The 25,221-nt window shown below is 69.3% G+C and carries 2 protein-coding genes (1 of these 2 running past the window's edge); both read right to left on the bottom strand.

The window, feature by feature from the left end:
• On the bottom strand, nt 1–14,535 hold the full coding sequence (locus tag ACYUME_RS14000; protein WP_460415191.1) for an amino acid adenylation domain-containing protein: 14,535 nt from the start codon (nt 14,533–14,535) through the stop codon (nt 1–3).
• On the bottom strand, nt 14,532–25,221 hold the 3' portion of the coding sequence (locus ACYUME_RS14005) for a non-ribosomal peptide synthase/polyketide synthase (RefSeq protein WP_460415193.1). The gene runs 14,774 nt beyond the window's last position; 10,690 of the gene's 25,464 nt are visible here — the last part of the coding sequence; the start codon falls outside the window, past its right edge; it ends in the stop codon at nt 14,532–14,534. Before ACYUME_RS14005 ends, ACYUME_RS14000 begins: the two co-directional genes overlap by 4 nt.

Below are 25,221 nucleotides of genomic sequence, written 5' to 3' on the forward strand. Positions count from 1 at the left end.
TCACGACGACCTTGCCTTGGCGGCCAAGGCCTGTCCGTCATGCCACCAGGCCGCCAGGCTGAACACATCCGGCACCTTGAGGATGCTGAAGTGGTTGCCCGGCCCTCGCCACACCTCCAACTGCGGCAGCAACTGACGCCACCCCTGCTCCATCGCCCCTTGCTCACGCTGATTGCCAGCGGCGTCCAGGCTCGGGTCCGCCACCAGCACCAGCCGCGCCAGGCCCTTGAACTGGCCCTCTGGTCGATAGACCGTGCGCAGCGCCGTGGAAAATGTACGGGTGACCCCGGCCAGCGCCGATGGAGAGGAACGCGCGGGCATCAGGCCGACCCGCACCATGGCGCCATGCAACTGCGCCAGCTGTACCTGGTCATCGGCCTCGGCGAAGGCCAGGGCATCGATACCCAAGGACTTGCCGGTAGACAGCTGCAACGATGCCACCAGCCGTTGCAGGGCGGCGGTGAAGGTGTGCGGCGTGCCACAGCTACCCTCCCCACCCGGCGCTTCGCTGTCGATCAGGGTCAGCGAGCGCACCTCGCGGCCTTTGGCCTGCAGGCGCAGGGCCAGGGCATGCGCCACCCACCCGCCGAATGAATGCCCGACCAGGTTCAGCGGCCCTTCGGGGTAGAACGCCTCGATGGCCTGCAGCTGACAATCGGCGGCGGCTTCCACGCTGCTGTGCGGCACCTCGCCCACCGTCAGTCCACGGGCCTGCAGCCCATGCACCGGCCAGTCCGGCCCCAGCGCCTCGGCCAGGCCGATGAAGCTGGTAACGCTATCGCCGGCGCCCGGCACGCAGAACACCGGCACATGCCCGGGAACACCGCTCTGGATCGCCAGCAACGGCTGGTGCCTCGGCAAGTCGCGGGCCTGAGCGGCGCCCATGGCCTCGGCGATGGCCTGCCCGAGCACGGCCACATGGGGTTCCTGCACCATGCTCTGGTGATCCCCCGGCACGTCCACGCAGTGCAACGCCTGATCCGGCAGCGCTTCGGCCCAACCCAGCGTCGGGCTGTCGCAGACGATACCCGCGCTGCGCTGTTCGGCGCGCAACAGATGCAACGGCACAGGTAGCGGCGCCAGGTGGTAATGGGCCAAGGCATGGCCGTGGGCGACTTGACGCTCGAAGAAATGACGCAATTGCGCGTCACTGGCCTGGATCAGCCCCGGCAGCAGCAAATGCCGCTCACGGCAATGGGCCAGCAACGCGTCGAACGCCAACCCCGCGCACTGCAGCGCCTCGACCTCGGCCAGTTGTGCGGTGCCGGCCTCGCCCTGGGCCTGCCAGTGGCTGCGACAGTGCAACAGCAGCTGCGCCTCGGCCAGCTGCGGCCCTTGCCAACGCGCTTTGCCCTGATCCGTCAGGCGCGGCACGTAGCTGTCGATCAGGCCGACGAACGCCACCGCCTGGTCCGCCCCCAGCAACTGGGCCGCCACCTCGTGGGCCAGCACCCCGCCAAACGACCAACCAGCCAGGCGATACGGTCCTTGCGGCTGCACACTGCGAATCCGCCGCACCAGGCGCGTCGCCAGGCACTCCAGGGTGAACAGCTGCGGCTGGCCGAGCGGCACGCCCGGCAAGCCATAGATCGGGAAGTCGCCCGGGATATGCCGGCCCAGGACCGGGAAGTACAGGTCCAGGCCGCTGAACTCATGGATCAGGAACAATGGCGGCTGGCTGCCGCTGGCGCGCACGGTGACCAGGCCATCGTCCCGTTCCGGCGCCTCGCGTTGCCCCAGGCGTTCGGCCAGCGCCGCCACGCTGGGGTACTGGAACAGCTCCGCCAGGGTAGTGTTCAAGCCCGCACGATCCAGCTCGCTGACCAGGCGAATCGCCAGCAGCGAGTGCCCGCCCAGTTCGAAGAAGCTGTCGTGGCGCCCGATCCGCTCGACTTCCAGTACCTGCGCCCACCGCTGGGCCAGCGCCAGCTCCAGGGTGCCGACCGGCGCTTCGAAGACGGCCACCGCCATGTCCTGCGCAGCAGGCAGCGGCAAGGCCTTGCGGTCGACCTTGCCATTGTTGGTCAACGGCAAGGTCGGCAGCGCCACATAGGCCGCCGGCAGCATGTATTCCGGCAGGCGCTCGCGCAGGAAGGCGCGTAGCGCCGGCCCATCGAGCGCCTCGTCGTGGCGGGTATACCAGGCCACCAGGCGTAGCGGTCCCTGCTCCAGCCGCTGGGCCATGACCACCACCTCGTCCAGCCCAGGGCAGTGGGCCAGCTGCTGCTCGATCTCGCCCAGCTCGATGCGGAACCCGCGGATCTTGACCTGGTCGTCGCTGCGCCCCAGGCATTCCAGCAGGCCGTCGGCGCGCCAGCGGGCCAGGTCGCCGGTGCGATAGAGATGGCCACCGGCCTGGGCCGCGAACGGGTCATCGAGGAAGCGCTCGGCGGTCAGTTGCGGGCGATTGAGGTAGCCCAGTGCCACGCCGTCGCCACCGATGTACAGCTCGCCGGCCACGCCCTCCGGCGCCACCCGCCCCTGATGGTCGAGCACATAGACCGTGGTATTGCCGATAGGCCGGCCGATCGGCACGTGCTCCGTGCCCTGCTCCAGCGCCGTGATCTCGTAAGTGGTGGCATAGGTCGTGGTTTCCGTGGGTCCGTAGCAATGCACCAGGCGTAATTTTGGCGCCTGGGCCAGCAGCGCGCGGAAGGCCCCAGGGTCGCCACGCTCACCACCGCACAGCAGTATGCGCAAGCCGGCCAAGGCCTCGGGGATCAGTTGCACGTACTGGTTGAACAGCGCCGTGGTGACGAACAGCACGCTGGCGCCGCCATCGCGCAGGGCCATGCCGAACTGCGCGGGCTCCACCAGGGTCTGGTGGTCGATCACCAGCACCTGTCCGCCATTGAGCAGCGCACCCCAGACATCCATGGTGGCGGCGTCGAAGGCCGGGTTGGAGACAAAGGCGATACGGTCACGGGCGTTGAAGTCGGCATAGCCATTGTTCAGCACCAGCCTGGCAATGCCCCGGTGCGCCACGCGCACACCCTTCGGCGTACCGGTGGAGCCGGATGTGTACATCACATAGGCTGGCGCTGCGCCGCCGACCGACAAGCCCGGGTTGTGTCCCGGCTGGTCGTCGAGCGCCAGGCAGTCGAGGTCGATGCGCCGCACGCCGCAGTCACCGGCCATTCCCCCCAGGGTCAGCAGCGCCACGGCCTGGCAGTCGCGGGCCATGAACGCCTGGCGTTCGGCCGGGGCGTTGATATCCAGCGGCACGTAGACCGCGGCGCACTTGAGCACCGCCAGCTGCGCCAGCAGCAGCGACAGCGAGCGCGGCAGCAGGATCGCCACGTGCTCGCCCGGTTTCACCCCTTCGCCAATCAGCCAGTGGGCCAGGCGATTGGCTTGCTCGTTGAGGTCGCCGTAGGTCAGCTGACGCTCGTCGTGCAGCGCGGCCAAGGCCAGCGGATGACGCGCCACCTGCTGTTCGAACAGGCCATGCACGGGCAGCTCGCGTGGGTAGTCGCGGGCACTGGCATTGTATTCGCCGACCAGGCGCTGACGCTCCTGCGCCGAGAGCACGCTCAGGCGCTCCAAGCCTTGCTCGGGGTCGGTTTCCAGCGCCGTCGCCAGGCCATCGAGCGCCTGCTCCAGGTAAGCGCACAGGCGCCGCGCATCGATTCCGGGGGCGCACTGGGCGCTGAGGACGAAGGCCTCGCCCAGGTCATCGATGCTCAGGGCCAGGGGGTAGTTGCTGCGCTCCTCGGCGTGCAACAGCTCGATGCCGGCCCAAGCCTGCCCGGCCACCGCGTCGCGGTCCAGCGCGGCGGCGCTGTGCCGGTAGTTGAGCAAGGCGCTGAACAGCGGCGCGCCCGGCGGCAGTGCGCTGCAACGCTGAGCCAAGGCCAGCTGGGCGTGCTCGTGCAGCAGCAGGCCCGTGAGCCGGCGGTGGGTGTCGAGCAGTGCCTCGCGCACCGGCAGACGGCCCAGGTCCAGGCGCAGTGGCAAGGTGTTGATGAATACCCCGAGCGCCCGCTCGCCACCCTCGCCACCCTGCAGGCGCCCCAGCAGCACGGTACCGAACACGACACTGTCACGCCCCGACAGCTGCCCCAGCACCAGGCCCCAGGCCAGGTGCATCAGGCTGGCGGCGCCGACACCCAGCTGCCGGGCCTGCTGGCGTACACGTCGCGCCAGCTCGGCGTCCAGCCAGCAGCGGGCCTCGGCCACGGCATCTGCGTGGGGTTGCGCGTGGGCGCCATACGGCAAGGTTGGCTCATCGATATCGCCCAGTTGCTCGCGGAAGAATGCCTCGTGCTCCGCCTCGCCCGCCCCCTTGAGCACCTGGGCGATGTAATTGCGGTACGGCACCGGCGCCGGCAAGTGCCGCTGTTGTTCCAGCAGGCAGGCCTGCAGCTCGGCGCGCAGCACGTCCTGGGCGACGTGATCCATGACCAGATGGTGAAACAGCAGGGTCGCGGTGATGGTGCCGGTGTCTGGATCGCGGCTATGCAAAAGGCGCAACAGCGGCGCGCGGGTCAGGTCCAGGCGCAAGGCCAGGGGCTCGTCGGCGGCGATCTCGATCACCGGCAGCGGCGCTCGGCGCCAGACCACCTGCACAGGCTGCGCCAAGCCCTCCCAGGCCAGCGAGGTGCGCAGGATGTCGTGGCGCTCGATCACCTGGTCCAACGCCTGGTGCAGGGCCGCCAGCCGCGCACGGTCGGCCACGGCGAAGCGCGCCTGCAACAGGTAGGGGTCGTCGCCCTCGCTGGCCAGGTGGTGGTAGAGAATACCGGCCTGCAGCGGCCCCAGTGGATAGATGTCCTGCACGTTGCCGACGCCGCCGGCTACCTGGCCGACGATCCGCTCGATCTCGGCCTGTTGCAGCGCCACCAGTGGCAGCAGGTCGGGGGTGATGCGCTGGCAGTCGGCGCCGATCCGGTTGGCCGGCACCTGTTGCCCGCCTTCGTGTCCCAGGGTCGCGGCCAGCGCGGCCAGGGTCGGTTCGGCGAACAGCACGCGAATATCGGCCTCCAGGCCCTCGGCGCGCAGGCGCGAGACCAGGGTCACCGCCAACAGCGAATGGCCGCCCAGCTCGAAGAAGTGATCATGGCGCCCTACCCTCGGGACGTTGAGCAGCTCGGCCCACAGTGCCGCCAGGCGAGTCTCGGCCACGCCCACCGGTGCTTCGTAGCTGCGCCTGAGCACCGCCTCGGCGCCCGGTTCGGGCAGGGCCTGGCGGTCGAGCTTGCCGTTGGCGGTCAATGGCATCGCCTGCAGCGTCACGTAGGCCGACGGCACCATATAGTCCGGCAATCGCGCCCGCACATGCTTGCGCAGCGCGTCGATGCTCGGTACATCGGCGCCCTCGCGCACGCTGAACCAGGCCACCAGGCGCTCGCCCCGCAGCAGCACCGCGACCTCGCGCACGGCGTCGTGGCTCGCCAGGCAGGCTTCGATCTCGCCCAGTTCGATACGCAAGCCGTGCAGCTTGACCTGGAAGTCGCGGCGACCGAGGAACTCCAGTTCGCCGTCGGCGCGGCGGCGCACCAGATCGCCACTGCGGTACAGGCGTTCGCCCACCACGAACGGGCTGTCGGCAAAGCGCTCGGCGTCCAGCTCCGGTAAGCCGAGGTAGCCCCGTGCGACGCCAACGCCAGCGATGTGCAGTTCGCCGACCACGCCGCGAGGTACCGGCAACCCCTGGTCGTCGAGCACATAGAGTCGGGTGTTGGCGATCGGACGACCGATCGGTGGCGCGCCCTCCGGCAGCGGCTGGCCCGGCTCCAGGGTCCAGACGCTGCAGTCGACGGTAGTCTCGGTCGGCCCATAGACATTGTGCAGGCGAACCTTTGGCAGGCGCGTGCGCAGTTGCCCCACCAAGGCAGAGGTCAGCTCGCCGCCACCGCAGACGATGTCGGTCAGGCTGTCGCAGGCCGCGCTGCTCTCCAGCGCCAGGAACTGCTGCAGCAATGCCGGGACGAACTGCACGACAGCGACCCGCCGGCGCTGGATCACGGCGGCCAGGTAGGCCGGGTCCCGCTGCCCATCGGCGCGAGCGAGCACCAGCCGCAGCCCGGCGCACAGCGGCCAGAACAGCTCCCACACCGAGGCATCGAAGCTGACCGGGGTCTTGTGCAGCAGCGCGCCGTCGGCGCTCGGGGCGATCAGACGCGAACTCCAATGCACCAGGTTGCACAGGCTGCGGTGCTCGACCATCACCCCCTTCGGCGTGCCGGTGGAGCCGGAGGTGTAGATCACATAGGCCAAGTGGCGCGCGCCGAGCCCCTTGACCTGCGGGTTGTGTACAGGCTCGGCGGCCCAGCTCGGCTGGTCCAGGTCAAGACACGGCACCTGGCTGGCGGCGAAACGCGAACGGCTGGTCGCGTCCACCAGCAGCGCCAGTGGCGCGCTGTCCGCGAGCATGAAGTCCAGGCGCTCATCCGGGTAGCTCGGATCCAGCGGCACGTAGGCGCCACCGGCCTTGAGCACCGCCAGCAGGCCGACCAGCAACTGCGGCCCGCGGGCCAGGCAGACGGCCACCCGGCTGTCGGGACGCACGCCACGGGTGATCAGCGCATGGGCCAGACGGTTGGCTGCCTGGTTGAGCTGCTGGTAGCTCAGCTGAGCGTCCTCGGCTTGCACCGCGATAGCCTGAGGCGACCGCGCCACCTGGGCCTCGAACAACGCCTGCACCGGCTGTTGCAGGCCACCGACCAGCTCGCTGGCGTTGCAGGTGACCAGCTCCTGGCGGCGTTCGGCGGCGCCGAGCAGCTCGACCCTGGCCGGCACCGTCAGGTCACTGCCGGCGAAGGCCCAGAGCAATTGCTCCAGGTAGCCGACATGACGCTCGATGGTTGCGCGGTCGAACAGCGCGGTGGCGAACTCCAGGGTGCCGGCGAAGCCTTCGGCGGTCTCGCCCAGGCTCAGGGTCAGGTCGAACTTGGCGATGGCTTGCGGCGTGCCCAGCGGCGCCAGCTGCAGACCGTCCAGCTGCACGGCCTCCACCGCCGCACCGTTCCACGCCAGCGACACCTGGAACAGCGGTGTATGGGCCAGGCTGCGGGACGGTTGCAGCAACTCGACGACCTGCTCGAAGGGAATGTCCTGATGGTCCTGGGCCAGGCTGACGCAGGCCTTGACCCGGGCCAGCAGCGCGGCCACATCCGGCGCGCCGGCGGTGTCGATACGCAGGGCCAGGCTGTTGACGAACAGGCCGATCAGCCCCTCGACCTCGGCATGCCGACGATTCGCCACCGGGGTGCCGATGACCACCTCGGCCTGGCCGGACAGCCGCGCCAGCAGCACCGCCCAGGCCGCGCCGAACAGCATGAACGGGGTGATCGCGTGGCGATGGCAGAGGTCCTTGAGATCAGCGCTCAAGCGCCGGTCCAGGCGAACCTCGACCCGCTCGCCGTGGTAATCCTGACGCGCCGGGCGGGCTCGGTCGGTGGGCAGGGTCAGCAGTGCCGGCGCTGCGGCCAGGGCCTGACGCCAGTAGTCGCCCTGACGTTGCAGTTCGTCCCCGGCCAGCCAGCGCCGTTGCCAGATGGCATAGTCGCCGTACTGGATCGCCAGCGCTGGCAGCGGGTCGGGCTCGCCAGCGGCGAACGCCTGGTACAGGGCCGCCAGTTCCTGGGTGAACACACCCATCGACCAGCCGTCGGCCACGATATGGTGCAGGGTCAGCAGCAACGCATGGCGGTCCTGCTCCAGGCACAGCAGGCGCCCACGGATCGGCAGCTGATGGCCCAGGTCGAACGGCTGCAGCGCTTCCTCGCGCAGCAGCCCGGCCAATGCCTGGCCCTGGCCACGCAGGTCGTGCCAGCCCAGGTTGAAGCCGCCGTCACCGGGCGTCACTCGCACGCGCGCTTCGGCGCCCTCCTGGGCGAAGTGGCTGCGCAGGCTCTCGTGACGCTCGACGATGCGCGCCAGGGCACGCTGCAGTGCCGGGCGGTCCAGTGGTCCCCGCAGTTCCAGGGCCAGGGGAATGTGGTAGGCGGCACTGGCGTCGTCCATCTGCGCCAGGAACCAGAGGCGCTGCTGGGCGAACGACAACGGCTGCGACTGACCGCGCGGCGCCGCCTCGATCGGTGCCAGCCCGGATGGCGCGGCGCCTTGCAGCGCGGAGGCCACCGCCAGCAGGCGGTCGTCGGCGAACAGCTGGCCAAGCGACAGCTCCAGCCCCAGGCGCTGGCGCACCTGGCCAACCATGCGCATGCCCAGCAGAGAATGGCCACCCAGTTCGAAGAACCGGTCGTGGCGGCCGACCTTGTCGACATGCAGCAGTTCACGCCACAGCTCGGCCAAGGCCATCTCCAGTGCACCTTCAGCGGCCTCGTGGGCCTGCCCGGCCAAGGCTTCGCGCTCAGGCGCCGGCAACGCGCGACGGTCGATCTTGCCATTGCTGGTCAATGGCCAGCTGTCCAGCCGTACCAACGCTGCTGGCAGCATGTAGGCCGGCAACCGCAGGGCCAGGCTGGCCCGCAGTTGCGCCGACGCGGGAGCGTCGTCCTGGGCGATGAACCAGGCCAGCAACCGAGGCTCGCCAGGGATGTCCTCCCGGGCCAGCACCAGTGCCTCGTCGATGCCCGGCAGACGCAGCAGCTGGGCCTCGATCTCGCCCAGTTCGATACGCAGCCCGCGAATCTTCACCTGGTCATCGTTACGTCCCTGGTAATCCAGGGTGCCGTCGGCATTCCAGCGCGCCAGGTCACCAGTACGGTACATGCGCGCGCCGGGCAGTTCGTCGAAGGGGTCGTCGACGAAGCGTTCGGCGCTCAGTTCAGGGCGGTTCAGATAGCCCCGCGCCACGCCGGCACCGCCCACGTACAACTCACCGGTGCTGCCCAGGGGCACCAGCTGACGCGCTTCGTCCAACAGGTACAGGCGGGTGTTGGCGATCGGCCGGCCGATATCCAGCGTGCCACCGGGCAGCACCAGGCCGGAGCTGGCGACCACGGTGGCTTCGGTGGGGCCATAGTTGTTGACCACCACGAACCCGGGGTCGGCGTGGAACTGGCGCAAGCGGTCGCCGCCGATCAGCAGGGTGCGCAGGGTCGGATGGCGCAGCCCCTGGGCGAAGGCGTATTCGGCGATCGGCGTGGGCAGGAAGGCGACCTTGAGCGGCTGCTCCAGCCACCAGGCCAGCAGCGCATCGAGCTGCTCGTTGCCCAATGTCGCGGGCGGCAAGTGCAGCACGGCCCCGGCACACAGCGCCGGCCAGACTTCCCAGGCCATGGCGTCGAAACCGAACCCGGCAACGCTGGCGGTGTGATCCCCGGCGCCCAGTTCGAAGGCCTTGCAGTGCCAATGCACGAGGTTGGCCAGGGCCTGGTGCTCGACCATCACCCCCTTGGGCTCGCCGGTGGAGCCGGAGGTGTAGATCACATAGGCCAGATGCTTCTCGCCCAGCCCAGGCACCTGCGGATTGTCGTCCCGCGCCGGCCAGTCCGGGCGATCGAGCGCCAGCAGCGGCACCGTCAGCCCCTGCAAGCGCTCGAACAGCGCCTGCTGGGCCAGCACCGCCACGGGGGCGCCGTCGTCGAGCAGATAGCGCAGGCGCTCGTCAGGATGGGCCGGGTCCACCGGCACATAGCCAGCGCCGGCCTTGAGCGTCGCGAGCATCGCCACCAAGGTGTCCAGGCCACGGCGGGCGACCACCGCCACGCGGTCATCGGGGCGCACGCCAAGCTCGACCAGATGATGGGCCAGGGCGTTGGCCTGGCGGTTCAGTTCGCCGTAGCTCAGGTGCGCCCCATCCGCCACCGCTGCCGCGCGCTCCGGAGTCAGCGCGGCATGGGCCTCGATCATGCCATGCACGGTCTGCCCGAGCGGGAACAGCCGCCGCGTGTTGTTGAAAACATGCAGCAGGCGCCGACGCTCCGCGCCAAGCACCAGTGGCACATCGGCCAGTGGCTGCTGATCGTTGGCCACCATGGCCCGCAACATCGCTTCGAAGTAGCCGCCGATGCGTTGCACACGGGCCTCGTCGAACAACGCCGTCGCGTACTCCAGGCTGCCGGTCAGGGCCTCGCCCTGCTCGCCCAAGGTCAGCGACAGGTCGAACTTGGCCACCTGGTTGGTCTGCGCCACGGCTTCCAGGCGCAATCCTTCCAGGCTCAGGACCGGGCCCTCGCCGGCCTGCCAGTTCAGCGTGGTCTGGAACAACGGCGTATGCGCCAGGCTGCGCGTCGGGCGAACGGCCTCGACCACCTGCTCGAATGGCAGGTCCTGGTGCGCCTGAGCCTGCAGCAGACGCGCCTTGACCTGGCCCAGCAGCGTTTCGACACTAATCGCCCCGGCGGCTTCGATGCGCACCGCCAGGGTGTTGACGAACAGCCCCACCAGCGGTTCCAGTTCGGCACTGCCGCGCCCGGCTACCGGGCAACCGACCACGACCTCGGCCTGCCCGGCCAGGCGTGCCAAGGTCGCGGCCCAGGCGCCGAGCAGGACCATGTACAAGGTTGCCTGATGCCGCCGGGCCAGGCTGCGCAGGCCAGCGCCCAGGCGTTCGTCCAGGCGCAGTGCCAGGCTGGCACCGCTGAAGTCCTGGCGTGCCGGGCGTGGCCGGTCGCAGGGCAGGTTCAGCAGGCTCGGCGCGCCGTCGAGGGCTTCGCGCCAGTAGTCGACCTGGCGTTGTACCTGCTCGCCGGCCAGCCAGCGACGCTGCCACACGGCATAGTCGCCATATTGAATGGCCAACGCCGGCAGTGGATCGTCCTGGCCTGCGCGCAGGGCCGCATACAGCGCGCCGAGCTCGCGGGTCAGCACGCCGAGGGACCAGCCATCGGCAACGATATGGTGCAGGGTGAGGATCAGCACATGGTGCTGCCCGTCCAGTTGCAGCACGCTGGCGCGCGCTGGCGGCCCGGCGAGCAGGTCGAAGGGCGCGAGCGCCTCTCGTTGCAGGCGTTCGGCCAGGGCTTCGGGCGCGATCGTCTCGCGGCGCAGCCAGCCTGCCTGGGGCGTGTCCAGCAGCTGCACTTGGGCACTGTCGCCGCTGGGCACGAAGCGGCTGCGCAAGCTTTCATGACGCGCGACGATGCACAGCAGCGCACGCTCCAGGGCCTCGACATCGAGTTCGCCGCGCAAGCCCAGGGCCAGCGGCACGTTGTAGGCCTGGTTGCCGCCTTCGAGCTGGGCAAGGAACCACAGCCGCTGCTGGGCGAACGACAATGGCAGCGGCTGCCCGCGTGGCACCGGCACGATCGCGGGCAGCGCGCTGCGCCCGGCGCCGGCCAGCACCTGGGCCAGCACCGCCAGCTCGGCATTGGCGAACAGCTCGGCCAGGGTCAGTTCCACCCCCAGCCTCAGTCGCACCTGCGAGACCATGCGCATGGCCAGCAGCGAATGGCCGCCCAGGGCGAAGAAATCATCGTGACGCCCTACCCGCTCCACCTGCAGCAGCTGCGCCCACAGCTCGGCGAGGGCGGTTTCCAGCTCGCCCTCGGGGGCCACGTACGCCTGCTCGAACAGCGCCGAACGCTCCGGCGCCGGCAGAGCCCGACGGTCGAGCTTGCCGTTGGCGGTCAGCGGCAACGCTGCCAGGGTGACGAAGGCCACCGGCACCATGTACGCCGGCAGGTGCGCCAGCAGCTGGCTACGCAGCAGTTCCGGCTGCGGCGCCTCGATGTCCGGCTGCGGCGTGAAGTAGGCCACCAGGCGCGACTGGCCCGGTTGATCCTCACGGGCAAGCACCACCGCCTCGTTGATCCCCGGCAGGCTGGCGAGGCGGCTTTCGATCTCGCCCAACTCGATCCGCACACCGCGGATCTTCACCTGGTCGTCGTTGCGCCCCAGGTACTCCAGGCTGCCGTCGTCCAACCAGCGCACCAGGTCGCCCGTACGGTACATGCGCGCGTCCGGGCGCCCGGCGAACGGGTCCTCGAGGAACCGTTCGGCGGTCAATTCAGGACGGTTCAGGTAGCCACGGGCGACCCCGGCGCCACCGACATACAGTTCGCCCGGCACGCCCAGGGGCACCGGTTGCAGACCAGGGTCGAGCACGTACAGCCGGGCGTTGTCCACCGGCCTGCCGATGTGCAGCGCGCCACCGGCCTCGACCCTTCCGGAACTGGCCACCACCGTGGTCTCGGTAGGGCCGTAGTTGTTGACCACGGCGAAGGTCTGGGTGCGATTGAACTGGCGCAGGCGGTCTCCACCGATCAGCAGCGTGCGCAAGGTCGGATGTTCCAGTTGATGGCTGAAGGCGTACTCGGCCACAGGTGTGGGGAGGAAGCTCACGTCCAGGGGTTGCCCACGCCACCAGGCGAGCAGGGTGTCGAGGTCCTCATGGCCCTCGCCTGGCGGCGCCAGGTGCAGGACCGCCCCGCTGGCGAGCGCCGGCCAGATCTCCCAGGCCATGGCGTCGAAGCCGAAGCCGGCCAGGCTCGAGGTATGCCGGCCCAGGCACAGGTCGAACGCCCGGCAGTGCCAGTCCACCAGGTTGTTCAGGGTCTGGTGCTCGACCATCACGCCCTTGGGCTGGCCAGTGGAGCCGGAGGTGTAGATCACATAGGCCAGGTGCGTCGCGTTCAGCCCCGCGACCACGGGGTCGTCCTCGCGGGCCGGCCAGTCGGGCCGGTCGAGGTCCAGCACCGGTACCCCGAGCGGCCCCAGTCGCCCGCGCAGGGCTTGCACGGTCAGCACCGCCACCGGGGCGCTGTCGTCGAGCAGGTAGCGCACGCGCTCGTCGGGGTGGGCCGGGTCCACCGGGACATAGCCGGCACCGGCCTTGAGCACGGCCAACAGCCCGATCAGCGTGTCCAGGCCACGGCGGGCCAGCACCGCGACCCGGTCATCGGGGCGCACGCCCAAGGCGATCAGGTGATGGGCCAGGGCATTGGCGCGACGGTTCAGCTCGGCATAGCTCAGCACCTGCCCCTGGCAAGTGGCGGCGGTGGCGTCCGGGTACGCCTGGGCGATGGCCTCGATGCGCGGGTGCAGGGTGCCGCTGGTGGCCGGGCGGCCCGGCGTCTGGTTGAAACCCTCCAGCAACTGCTCGCGCTCCTCGGGCGGCAGCATGGGCAACGCGCGAACCTCGCCGAGCGTGCCCTCGAGCAGGCTGCGCAGCGCCTGTTGCAGATAACCGCAGACGCGCTGCGCCGGCACCTCGGGACTGGCCAGCAGGGTCAGGCGGAAGGCCTCGCCGAAGTCGTCGACGCTCAGGGTCAGCGGGTAGTTGGTGGCCTCGGCGGCATGCACGATCTCGATGCCGGCCCAGCCGGCCCGGCGTACCGCCTCGGCGCCCGAAGGCGCACTGTGGCGATAGTTGAGCAAGGCGTTGAACAACGGCGTTGGCGCTGCCACGCCGCTGCAGCGCTGGGCCAGGGCCAGCGGCGCATGCTCGTGGCGCATCAGGCTGCTCAGGCGCTGGTGGGTCGCCTTGATCGCCACGGCCAGGTCGGCGCCGTCCAGGTCCACGCGCAGCGGCAAGGTATTGATGAAGATGCCCAGTGCCCGTTCGGTAGCCTCCGCCCCCAGCAGGCGGCCCATCAGCACCGTGCCGAACACCACCCGATCGCGCCCGGTCAGACCGCCCAGCACCCGTGCCCAGGCCAGGTGGAACAGGCTGGCGACGCTCACCCCACGGGTGCGCGCCAGGCCGCGCAAGGCGCGGCACAGCGGCAGGTCGAGATCCACGGCATATTCGTTCAGTGCCGCGCCGTCGCCCTTCACATCGCTCAGGCCATAAGCCAGGGTTGGCGCGTCGACACTGCCCAGCATGTCGCCGAAGAACGCTTCGTGCTCGGCCTCCCCCACACCCAGCAAGGCCTGGGCCACATGGTTGCGAAACGGTACCGGTCGCCCCAGCCGGGCACCGTCGCCCAGCAGGAAGGCAAGCATTTCGTGACGCACCACCTCCAGCGCACTGTGGTCCATGGCCACATGGTGGAACTGCAAAGTCGCATGGACCCGGCCATCTGCCTCGGCGGCCTGGCATTGCAGGCGGATCAGCGGCGCCTTGCCCAGGTCGAAAGCGGTCTCGGGCGCCTGCCCGGCCGGCAGGTGCGTGACGCACAGCGTGGCATGGCGCCAGACCACCTGCACCGGGGTCTCGATGTCCCTCCAGTACACCGAGGTGCGCAGGATGTCGTGGCGGTCGATAACCCCCTGCAACGCCTGGGCGAAGGCCTGCACCCGGTCAGTGCTGGCGAACACGAAGCGCGCCTGCATCACATAGGGATCGTGCTCGCCCGCGCTGGCATGGTGGAACAGCATGCCCTGCTGCAGCGGCACCAGCGGGTAGATGTCCTGCACATTGGCGGCGCCGCCGGGCACGCTGGCGACCACCCGATCGATGCTCGCCTGGTCGAGCTCGACCAGGCTGAGCAAGTCCGGGGTGATCCGCGCACAGCCTTGCGCAATGCGGTTTTCCGGGACCTCGACAGTGCCTTGGCGGCTGGCCACGTATTCACCGCTGGCCAGCAACGCCAGCAGCGCCGGCTTGTGTTCGCGCAGCTGCGCCACCAGGTTCGCGTCGGTCAAGGCCTGGCGGTTGCCCTGGACCGCCAGCTGGCCGTCCTTGAGTGCCAGCTGGACATTGTTGGCGGTCAGTGTCGCCAGTAGTTCGTTGATGCTCACAGGACGATCTCCATTCTGTCTGTGATGGCGGCATAACCTGCCAGCGTCGGGTGTTCGAACAGGCTGCGCACGTCGGCTTCCAGGCCGGCTTCGCGCAGACGCGAGGTGAGGGTCACCGCCAGCAGCGAGTGGCCGCCCAGTTCGAAGAAGTTGTCATGGCGCCCTACCCGCTCCACGCCCAGCAGTTCGGCCCAGATCCCGGCCAGCAGCTGTTCGGTGTCACCTTGCGGCGCTTCGTAAACGCGCGCCGGCAGCTCCGGCGTCGGCAGCGCCTTGCGGTCGAGCTTGCCGTTGGGCGTCAGCGGCAGAGCCTCGAGGTGGAGGAACAGCGCCGGCACCATGTACTCCGGCAGCCGCGCCAGCAGCGCTTGGCGCAGGACCTCGGCCAACTGCGGCTCGCCCGTGTGGTAGGCCACCAGGCGAGGCCCCGCGGGCGCGGCGTCATGCACCAGCACCACGGCTTCGCGCACGCCAGGCAGGCGTGCCAGGCAGGCTTCGATCTCGCCCGGCTCGATGCGCAGACCGCGCAGCTTGATCTGGTGGTCGCTGCGTCCGAGGAACTCGAGCACGCCATCGGCGCGCTGGCGCACCAGGTCGCCGCTGCGGTACAGGCGCTCACCCTCGTTGAACGGGCTGGCGATGAAGCGCTCGGCCTGTTGCTCCGCCAGCCCAAGGTAACCGCGAGCCACCCCGGCACCGCCGATGTGCAGCTGGCCGGCCACGCCGATCGGCACCGGCTGGTCATGGCCATCGAGCACGTACAGCCGGGTGTTGTCGATCGGCCGGCCAATCGGCAGCGCGCCCTGTGGCAGCGGATCCTGCGGCTGCAAGGTCCAGACGCTGCAGTCCACCGTGGTCTCGGTCGGACCGTAGACGTTGTGCAGGCGCACCTGCGGCAAACACTCGCGCACCTGACGGGCCAATGCCTCGGTCAGCTCGCCACCGCCGCAGACGATGTCGGTCAGGCTCGCGCAGCGGGCGCTGTCCACCTGCTCGAGGAACTGCTGCAGCAGCGCCGGCACGAACTGCGCCACGCCGACCTGGCGGCGTTCGATCAGCTCGACCAGGTACTGCGGATCGCGCTGCCCATCCGGGCGTGCCAGCACCAGGCGCAGCCCGCTGCACAGCGGCCAGAACAGCTCCCACACCGAGGCGTCGAAGCTGACCGGGGTCTTGTGCAGCACCGCGCCCTCGGTCGCGAACAGTCCGGCGCTCCAACGCACCAGGTTGACCACGTTGCGCTGCTCGACCATCACCCCCTTGGGCACCCCGGTGGAACCGGAGGTGTAGATCACATAAGCCAGGTGATGGGCGCTCAGGCCCGCTACCTGTGGGTTGTCGCCTGGCAAGTCCGTCCAGCTCGGCTGGTCGAGGTCGATGATGTGTCCAGACTCGGCTACATGGCGGGTGGCGCCATGCACCAGCACCGCCACCGGCGCGCTGTCCGCGAGCATGTGGCGGATGCGCTCGGTCGGATAGTCCGGATCGACCGGCACATAGGCGCCACCGGCCTTGAGAATGGCCAGCAGGCCGACCACCAGCGACACCCCGCGTTCGACGCAGACCGCCACGCGATCGTCCGGTTTGACCCCCAGTTCGATCAAATGACGGGCCAGGCGGTTGGCCTGCTCGTTGAGCTGGCGATAGCTCACTTGCACCTCATCAGCCTCGATGGCCAGCGCATCAGGGCTACGCAGCACCTGCGCCTCGAACAGGCCGTGCAAGGTCTGCGTCAGGTCGTGGGGCACCTCGCTGCGATTGAAGCCCTCCAGCACCTGATGACGCTCGTCGGCTGCCAGGACCGGCAGATCGAGCAGCGGCAGCTGCGGCGACCGCTCCAGCGCCTCGGCCAGGCCCTGCAAGACCTCGCGCAGCATCCCGCAGACACGCGCCGCGCCGATCTGTGCCGGGGCAAGCGCCACCAGGCGGAAACGCTCACCGATATCGTCCACGCTCAGGCTCAGCGGGTAGTTGCTGCGCTCCTCGCTGTGCAAGGTCTCGATCCCTTGCAGAGCCAGGCGTTGCGCCTCGTCGACCTGGCTACCGTGGCGGTAGTTGAACATGGCGCTGAACAGCGGCGCCGGCGCCGCCACGCCACTGCAACGCTGGGCCAGGGCCAGCGAGGCATGCTCATGGCCGAGCAAGGCGCTGAGCCGCTGCTGGGTCGCCCGCACCGCCTCGTGCAGGCTCACGCCGGCCAGGTCCAGGCGCAGCGGCAAGGTGTTGATGAACATGCCCAGGGCCTGCTCGGCACCCTCGCCGCCCTCCAGCCGCCCCAGCAGCACGGTGCCGAACACCACGCTGTCACGGCCACTGGCGGCAGCCAGCAGGCGAGCGTAGGCCAGGTGGAACAGGCTGGCGACGCTGATGCCCTGCTGCCGAGCCTGCCGACGCAGGCGTACGGCAAGGGCGTCGTCGAGCCATAGCTTGGCTTCCTCGGTCGCCTGGCCATCGAGCTGGACATCGCCCAGACCGAACGGCAGGGTCGGCTCGTCGATATCGCCCAGTTGTTCGCGGAAGAACGCTTCATGCTCGGCCTGGCTGACGCCCAGGCGCGCCTGCGCCACGTAGTTGCGGTACGCCGCGCCCGGCTCGGCCGGTACCGGCAGGCCCTGCAGATACCCCGCAAGCTCCTGACCAACCACGTCCAACGCCGTGTGGTCGAGGACGATATGGTGGAACTGCAAGGCCGCCAGCCGTCCCGGCCCGTGCGGATCCGGCCAGTGATACAGGCGCACCAGCGGCGCCTGCTCCAGGGCCAGGGCACGAGGCACCTGGGTTTCATCGGCAACCTCGAGCACCGTCAGCGGCGCTTCGCGCCACACCACCTGCACCGCCTGCGGCAGCCCCTGCCACAACACCGAGGTGCGCAGCACGTCATGACGGGCGATCACCTTGCCCAGGGCGTCGACGAACGCCTGCAGACGCTCGCGACCGGCGAAGGCCATGCGCGAGGCGAGCACATAGGGGTCATGCTCCGGCGAGCTCAGGTGGTGATAGAGGATGCCCTCCTGCAGCGGCGCCAGCGGGTAGATGTCCTGCACGTTGAGCGCGCCGCCCGGCACCGTGGCGACGATGCGCTCGATGGCGGCCTGATCCAGTGCCACCAGTGGCAGCAGATCCGGCGTGATCTGCGCGCAGCCGAACGCAATACGGTTGAGCGGCACCTCGACCCGACGACCATGGCCCAAGGTGGCCGCCAGCGCCGCAACGGTCGGCTGGCTGAACAAGGTGCGCACATCTGCCGCAAGGCCAGCTTGGCGCAGGCGTGCGGTGAGGCTGACCGCCAACAGCGAATGGCCGCCGAGTTCGAAGAAGTTGTCGTCGCGACCGACCTGTTCGATCCCCAGCACTTCGCCCCAGATCGCCGCCATTGCCGTCTCGGTCGGGCCGACTGGCGCGACATAGGCCTGTCGGGCCAGTGCCGACGCGTGCGGTTGCGGCAGGGCATGGCGATCGAGCTTGCCGTGACGAGTCAGCGGTAGCTTGTCCAGCCGCACCAGCGCTTGCGGCACCAGGTGCGCCGGCAGGCTGGCTTGCAGTTGCAGGCGAAGGGCATCGGTATCGACCGCGGCGGCCTCGGTGAACCATGCCAGCAGGCGCTCGTCGCGCACCAGCGCCACCGCATCGACAATACCCCGTTGGGCCTTGAGCACCGCCTCGATTTCCCCCAGCTCGACCCGCACACCGCGGATCTTCACCTGGTCGTCGTTGCGGCCTTGGTAGTCCAGGGTGCCGTCGGCGTTCCAGCGCACCAGGTCGCCACTGCGATACATCGTGCCACCGCCGAAAGGATCGGCCAGGAAGCGCTCGGCCGTCAGGTCCGGGCGATTCAGGTAGCCACGCGCCACCTGGGCGCCACCGATGTACAGCTCCCCGGTCACGCCAACCGGCACCGGCTGGCGCTGCTCATCCAGCACATAGACACGGGTGTTGGCGGTCGGCTTGCCGATATGCAGCGCCCCCCCGGGCTGCAGTTGCCCGGACGTCGCCACCACGGTGGTTTCGGTCGGACCGTAGTTGTTGACCAGGGCAAAGCCCGGATCGCGTTCGAAGCGGCGCAACCGATCACCGCCCACCAGCAGTGTGCGCAAGGTCGGGTGCTGGCGTTCGCGGCGCAGCGCCTGTTCGGCGACCGGCGTGGGCAGGAAGCTGACTTGCAGCGGTTGCGCCAGCCACCAGTCCAGCAACTCGTCCACATGCTCTGCGCCGATGTCGCTCGGTGGCAGGTGCAGCACCGCCCCTGCGCACAGGGCCGGCCAGGCTTCCCAGGCCATGGCGTCGAAGCCGAAGCCGGCGACGCTGGAGGTCTGGCTGCCGGCCTCGAGCGCGAAGGCCTGGCAGTGCCAATGCACCAGGTTGGCCAGTGCCTGGTGCTCGACCATCACGCCCTTGGGCTGGCCAGTGGAGCCGGAGGTGTAGATCACATAGGCCAGCTGCCGCTCGTCCAGCCCCTCGACGACGGGGTTGCTGTCCGGCTCGCCATGCCAGGCATCGCCGTCGAGCGAGACGCTCTCGAGGCTCCCGGCCAGCGTCGAGGTCGAAGCCTCGACCAGCACCAGGGCCGGAGCGCTGTCACCGAGCAGGTAGGCGATCCGCTGCGCCGGATAGGCCGGATCGACCGGTACATAGGCCGCGCCGGCCTTCAATACGGCCAGCATCGCCACCAGCCGCTGCGGGCCGCGCTCGAGGCACAGGGCAACCCGCTCGCCGAGCCCTACGCCACGGGCGAGCAGATGATGGGCCAAGCGGTTGGCGCGCTGGTTGAGTTCGCCATAGGTCAAGCGCTGCTCGCCCTGCACCACGGCCAGCGCTTCGGGCGCCTGGGCCTCGACCCAGGCGTGGAGGGTCTGCGCTCGAGGGTACGCCACGGCGGTGGCATTGAAGCCTTCGAGCAACCGCAGGCGCTCGGCGTCATCGATGATCGGCAGGGTATCGACGCGAACCGACGCATCCTGCTCCAGCGCCCGGACCAGTTGCGTCACGGCAGCCGTCATCCACTGCCCGACCCGCTCGGCGCCGATCCCTTGCTGGGCCAGCACGCTCAAACCGAAGCCATCGCCGAGGTCGTCGACGCTCAGGGTCAGCGGGTAGTTGCTGCGCTCCTCGCCGCCTAGCTGGTGCATGCCCTGGAAGCCGTCGGTCGCCTCGCCAGCGGCACTCACCGGGCTATGCCGGTAGTTGAGCAAGGCACTGAACAGCGGCGCCGCGGCCGCCACGCCGCTGCAGCGTTGGGCCAACGCCAGCGAGGCGTGCTCATGGCCCAGCAGTGCCGACAGCCGTTGGTGAGTGGCCTGCACCGCCTCCCGCGCAGCCGCCCGGGTATCGATGCGCAGCGGCAAGGTATTGATGAACACCCCCAGGGCGCGGTCAGCCCCCTCGCCGCCCTGCAGGCGGCCCATCAGCACGGTGCCGAACACCACGTCCTGACGCCCGGCCAGCACGCCGACCACCCGCGCCCAGGCCAGGTGCATCAGGCTCGCGGCGCTGACCCCAAGGCGCCGCGCCTGCTCGCGGACCCGGCGCGCCAGGGCCAGGTCGAGCGACTGGCGGGTTTCCTCGATATCGCGGCCATCGCCCTGCACATCGGCCAGGCCCATGGGCAGGGTCGGCTCCTCGACATCGCCGAGCATCTCGCGGAAGAACGCCTCGTGCCCCGCCTGGGCGCCGCCCAGACGCACCTGGGCCACGTAGTTGCGGTACGGCACCGGCGCGGCTAGTCGCGCCCCACGGCCAGACAGCAACGCCTGCATTTCGTGAACGATCACCTCCATGGCCGTGTGGTCCAGGGCCAGGTGGTGGAAATGCAGGATGGCCACCACGCGTTCGTGCGCCGGATCCATGGCATAGGTCAAGCGCAGCAACGGTGCCTGGCTCAGGTCGAGACGCTGATGACGCGCATCGAAATGTGCTTGCAAGCGCTCGATGACGGCATCCTCGCCAAGCCCGCCGACCTCGCTGACGTCCAGGCGTGCCTGGCGCCAGACCACCTGCACAGGTTCCGCCACCCCTTGCCACACCACCGAGGTGCGCAGGATATCGTGACGATCGATGACCTGTTGCAGCGCCCCGGCGCACGCTTGCAAGCGCTCGACGCTGTCGAAGGCCAGGCGGGTCTGCAGCAGGTACGGGTCGCCCTGCTCGGCGCTGAGGTGATGGTAGAGAATGCCCTCCTGCAACGGCGCCAGCGGGTAGATTTCCTGCACGTTGGCCGCGCCGCCGGGCACCGTGGCGACAACACGATCGATGCTGGCCTGATCCAGCTCGATCAGGCTAAGCATGGCCGGTGTGATCCGCGTGGCCAGGGTCGGCAGGCGATTGGCCGGTACCTCGATCTCTCGGCCACTGCCTACCGCTGCCGCCAATGCCGCCAGGGTCGGCTGGGCGAACAGCACGCGGATATCGGCATCGAGGCCGGCCTTGCGCATCCGTTCGATCAGGCTCACCGCCAGCAGCGAATGGCCGCCCAGCTCGAAGAAGTGATCGTGGCGACCCACCCGCTCCACCTTGAGCACATCGCCCCAGATCGCGGCCAGCTCGGTTTCGACCGCCCCTTGCGGCGCCTCGAAAACGCGACTGATCACGGCATCACGGTCCGGTTGCGGCAGCGCCCGGCGGTCCAGCTTGCCGTTGGCGGTCAACGGCAGCGCTTCCAGCCGGACATAGGCAGCGGGCAGCATGTAGTCCGGCAGCCGGCCTTGCAGAGACCCGTGCAGCTCGGCGATCGCCGACACTTCACCGGTGAAATAGGCGACCAGGCGCTTGTCGCCCGGCGTGTCTTCGCGCAGCACGACCAGCGCATCGCGAACGCCTGCGCATTGACCCAGGCTCGCTTCGATCTCGCCGAGTTCGATGCGTAACCCGCGCAACTTGATCTGTTGGTCGGCACGGCCCAGATAGCGCAGGGTACCGTCGGCCTGCCAACAGACCAGGTCGCCACTGCGGTACATGGTGCCGCCGTTGAACGGATCGGCCACGAAGCGCTCGGCCGTGAGCTCCGGCTGGCCCAGGTAACCCAGGGCCACACCGTCACCGGCGATGTACAGCTCGCCGACCGCGCCGACCGGCAACAATTGCCGGCGCGCGTCGAGCACATAGCAGCGAGCGTTGCCGATCGGTTTGCCGATCGGGATGCTGCCCTCGCCCACGCTGACGATCTCGTGGGTGGTGCTGAAGGTCGTGGCCTCGGTCGGCCCGTAGCCATTGAGCAGATGCTGCGGCGCGCCATCGCGCAGTACCCGGGCGATCACCGCCGGGTCCAGCACATCGCCGCCGACCATCAGGTAGCGCAGATTGCGCAGGGCCGGCAGCAGATCGTCGGCGTACTGGTGGAACAGCCCGGCGGTCAGCCACAGCACCGTCACGCCCTGGGCCAGCAGTGCATCGCACAAGGTCTGGCGCGACAGCACCTGGTCCTGGTCGATCACCACCACCGCACCGCCGTTGATCAGCGGCGCCCAGACCTCCAGGGTGCTGGCATCGAATGCCGGGTTCGAGGCGAACGCCACCCGGTCCTGGCAGTTGAAGTCGGCGAAGCCATTGTTGATCACCAGACGCACGATGGCGTGGTGCGGCACCTGCACCCCTTTCGGCGTCCCGGTGGAGCCGGAGGTGTACATGATGTAGGCCGCAGCGCCGGCATCCACCGCCAAGCCCAGGTCTTCGCAGGCATAGCGGTCCAGCTCGAGTCGGTCCAGCTCGATGCGGCGCGCACCCTCCACCACGGGCTGGTCGCTGTGGGTCAGCAGCAGCCGCGCCTGGCTGTCGGCGACCATGAACGCCTGGCGCTTCAGCGGGGCATTGCCATCCAGCGGCACGAACACCGCGCCGCACTTGCTCGTGGCCAGTTGCGCCACCAGCAGCTCGAACGAGCGCGGCAGCAGCAGCGCCACCCGGTCGCCGGCCTGGACGCCCTGCTCCAACAGGTGTCCGGCCAGGCGGTTGGCCTGCCGGTTCAGCGCCTGGTAGCTCCAGCGCCGCGTGCCATGGGCCACGGCCAGGGCTTCGGGATTGAGCTTGGCGTTGGCTTCGAACAGCCCATGCACCGGCACTTCGCGCGGGTATTCGCGCCGCGTGTCGTTGAACTGTCGCAGCACCCGCTGGCGCTCGGCGTCCGGCAATCCGACGATACTGTGCAACGCCGTCTGCGGTGCTTTATCCAGGCTATCGGCCAAGCCCTCGAGGGCCGCCTCGAGCAACTGACAGAGCAACACCCCGTCCACTTCCGGCACGGCCTGCACCGTCAGGAGGAAGTCACGGCCCAGGTCATCGACGCTCACCACCAGCGGGTAGTTGCTGCGCTCATGGGCAGCGAGCAGCTCGATGCCTTCCCAGGCGCGAGCCTGTCCACGGGTATTCGCCGCGCTGTGGCGGTAGTTCAGCAAGCTGGTGAACAGCGCCTGCGAGGCCGGAACGCCGCTGCAGCGCTGGGCCAGGGCCAGGGAGGCCTGCTCATGGGCCAGCAGCCGCGCCAGGCGCTGGTGAGTCAGGCGCACGCCATCGGCGACGCCCGCCGAACCGACGCTGACCCGCAGCGGCAGGGTGTTGATGAACATGCCCAGCGCCCGCTCGGCGCCTTCACCACCCTGCAGGCGCCCCAGCAGCACAGTGCCGAACACCACCTCCTCGCGCCCGGACAATTGCGCCAGCACCTGACCCCAGGCCTGGTGAACCAGGCTGGCGGCGCTGACGCCCAACGCTCGCGCCTGCTCACGCAAACGCTGGGCCAGATGACTGTCCAGCGGCTGGCGATGGTCGAGTACATGGCGGCCGTCGCCGAGCACGTCACGCAGGCCGAATACTTCGGTCGGCTCGTCGATATCGCCCAGCAGTTCGCGGAACATGGCTTCCTGGGCCTGACCGTCGTCACGCAAACGAGCCTGCGCCACATAGTTGCGGTACGGCACGCTGTCGCCCTGGGGCGCACGGCCCAGCAGCACGTCGGCGACCTCGGCCACCAGCAGTTCCAGGGCAGCATGGTCGAGCAGGATATGGTGCAGCAGCAGGGTTGCCTGCAGCCGGCCATGTTCCACACGGCTGCTCAGGTGCATCAGCGGCGCGCGGCCCATGTCCAGGCGCACGCCGTCCAGCGCGGGCTCGATCTGCAACCGGGCGTCGCGCCAGACCACCTGCACGGCCTCGTCCAGCCCTTGCCAGTGCACGCTGCTGCGCAGCACGTCGTGGCGGGCGATCACCTGGTTCAGCGCCGCGACGAAGGCGTCCAGCTCGTCCTGGCCGGCGAAGGCAAAGCCCATCTGCAGGACATAGGGATCCACCTCGGCGCTGGCCAGGTGGTGGTAGAGGATGCCCTGCTGCAGCGGGGCCAGCGCATAGATGTCCTGCACGTTGGCCGCGCCACCGGGAATGCTTTGCACCAGGGCGTCGAGGGTAGGCTGCTCCAGTGTCGCCAGTGGCAACATGTCCGCGGTGATGCGTGCGCAACCGGTCGGAATGCGGTTGGCCGGCACCACAGGCTCGACTTCGCGCCCCACCGCCGTGGCCAGGGCGGCCAGCGTCGGCTGCCCGAACAGCACCCGCACGTCCGCCGCCAGTCCGGCCTGGCGCATGCGCGCGGTAAGGGTCACGGCCAGCAGCGAATGGCCGCCCAGTTCGAAGAAGTTGTCGTGACGGCCGACCTGGGCTACATCCAGCAGCTCGCTCCAGAGCCGCGCCAGCAATGTTTCGACGTCGCCTTGCGGCGCTTCATAGGCCTGTTGCAGCAGTTGCGGCACAGGCAGCGCCTTGCGGTCCAGCTTGCCATTGGGGCTCAGCGGCAATGCTTCCAGGTAAGTGAACGAGGCCGGCAGCATGAACGCCGGCAGCCGTTCGAGCAGCGCCGCGCGCAGCGCGTCCGTGGCATGCCGGGTGCCGGTGTAGTACGCCACCAGGTGTTGATCGCGAGCCAGCACCACCGCTTCCTTGATGCCTTCGATCGCCGTCAGGCACGCCTGGATCTCGCCCAGTTCGATGCGCAGGCCACGGATCTTCACCTGGTCGTCGTTGCGCCCCAGGTATTCGATGTTGCCGTCCGGCAGATGCCGCGCCAGGTCGCCGGTCCGGTACAGGCGGCCACCGACCTGCTCGCCGAACGGATCGTCGATGAAGCGTTCGGCGGTCAGTTCGGCGCGATTCAGATAGCCGCGGGCCACCTGCACGCCACCGATGTACAGCTCGCCGGGCACGCCACGCGGCACCGGCTGGCCATGGGCGTCCAGCACGTACAGCGTGGTGTTGGCGATCGGCTTGCCGATCGGCGTGTTGTCCGGCGCGCTCACGCAGTGCCAGGCACTGACATCCACCGCCGCCTCGGTAGGGCCGTAGAGGTTGTGCAGCTCGACCGTCGGCAACTGCGCCTGGAAACGCCGCACCAGGCTGCCGGGCAAGGCCTCGCCGCTGCACAACACACGCTTGAGCGCCTCGGGCCGAACCTCGCCATGGGCCAGGAACACATCCAGCATCGAGGGCACGAAGTGCAGCGTGCTCACCTGCTCGTCGCCAATGATCGCGCGCAGGTATTCAGGGTCGCGATGACCGCCCGGGCGGGCCATGACCAGGCAGGCACCGGTCTGCAGCGGCCAGAGGAACTCCCAGACCGACACGTCGAAGCTGAACGGGGTCTTCTGCAGCACCACGTCCTGCGCGCCGAGGCGGTAGGCGTCCTGCATCCAGCGCAGGCGGTTGACCACC

The sequence above is a fragment of the Pseudomonas sp. microsymbiont 2 genome (assembly GCF_054788395.1).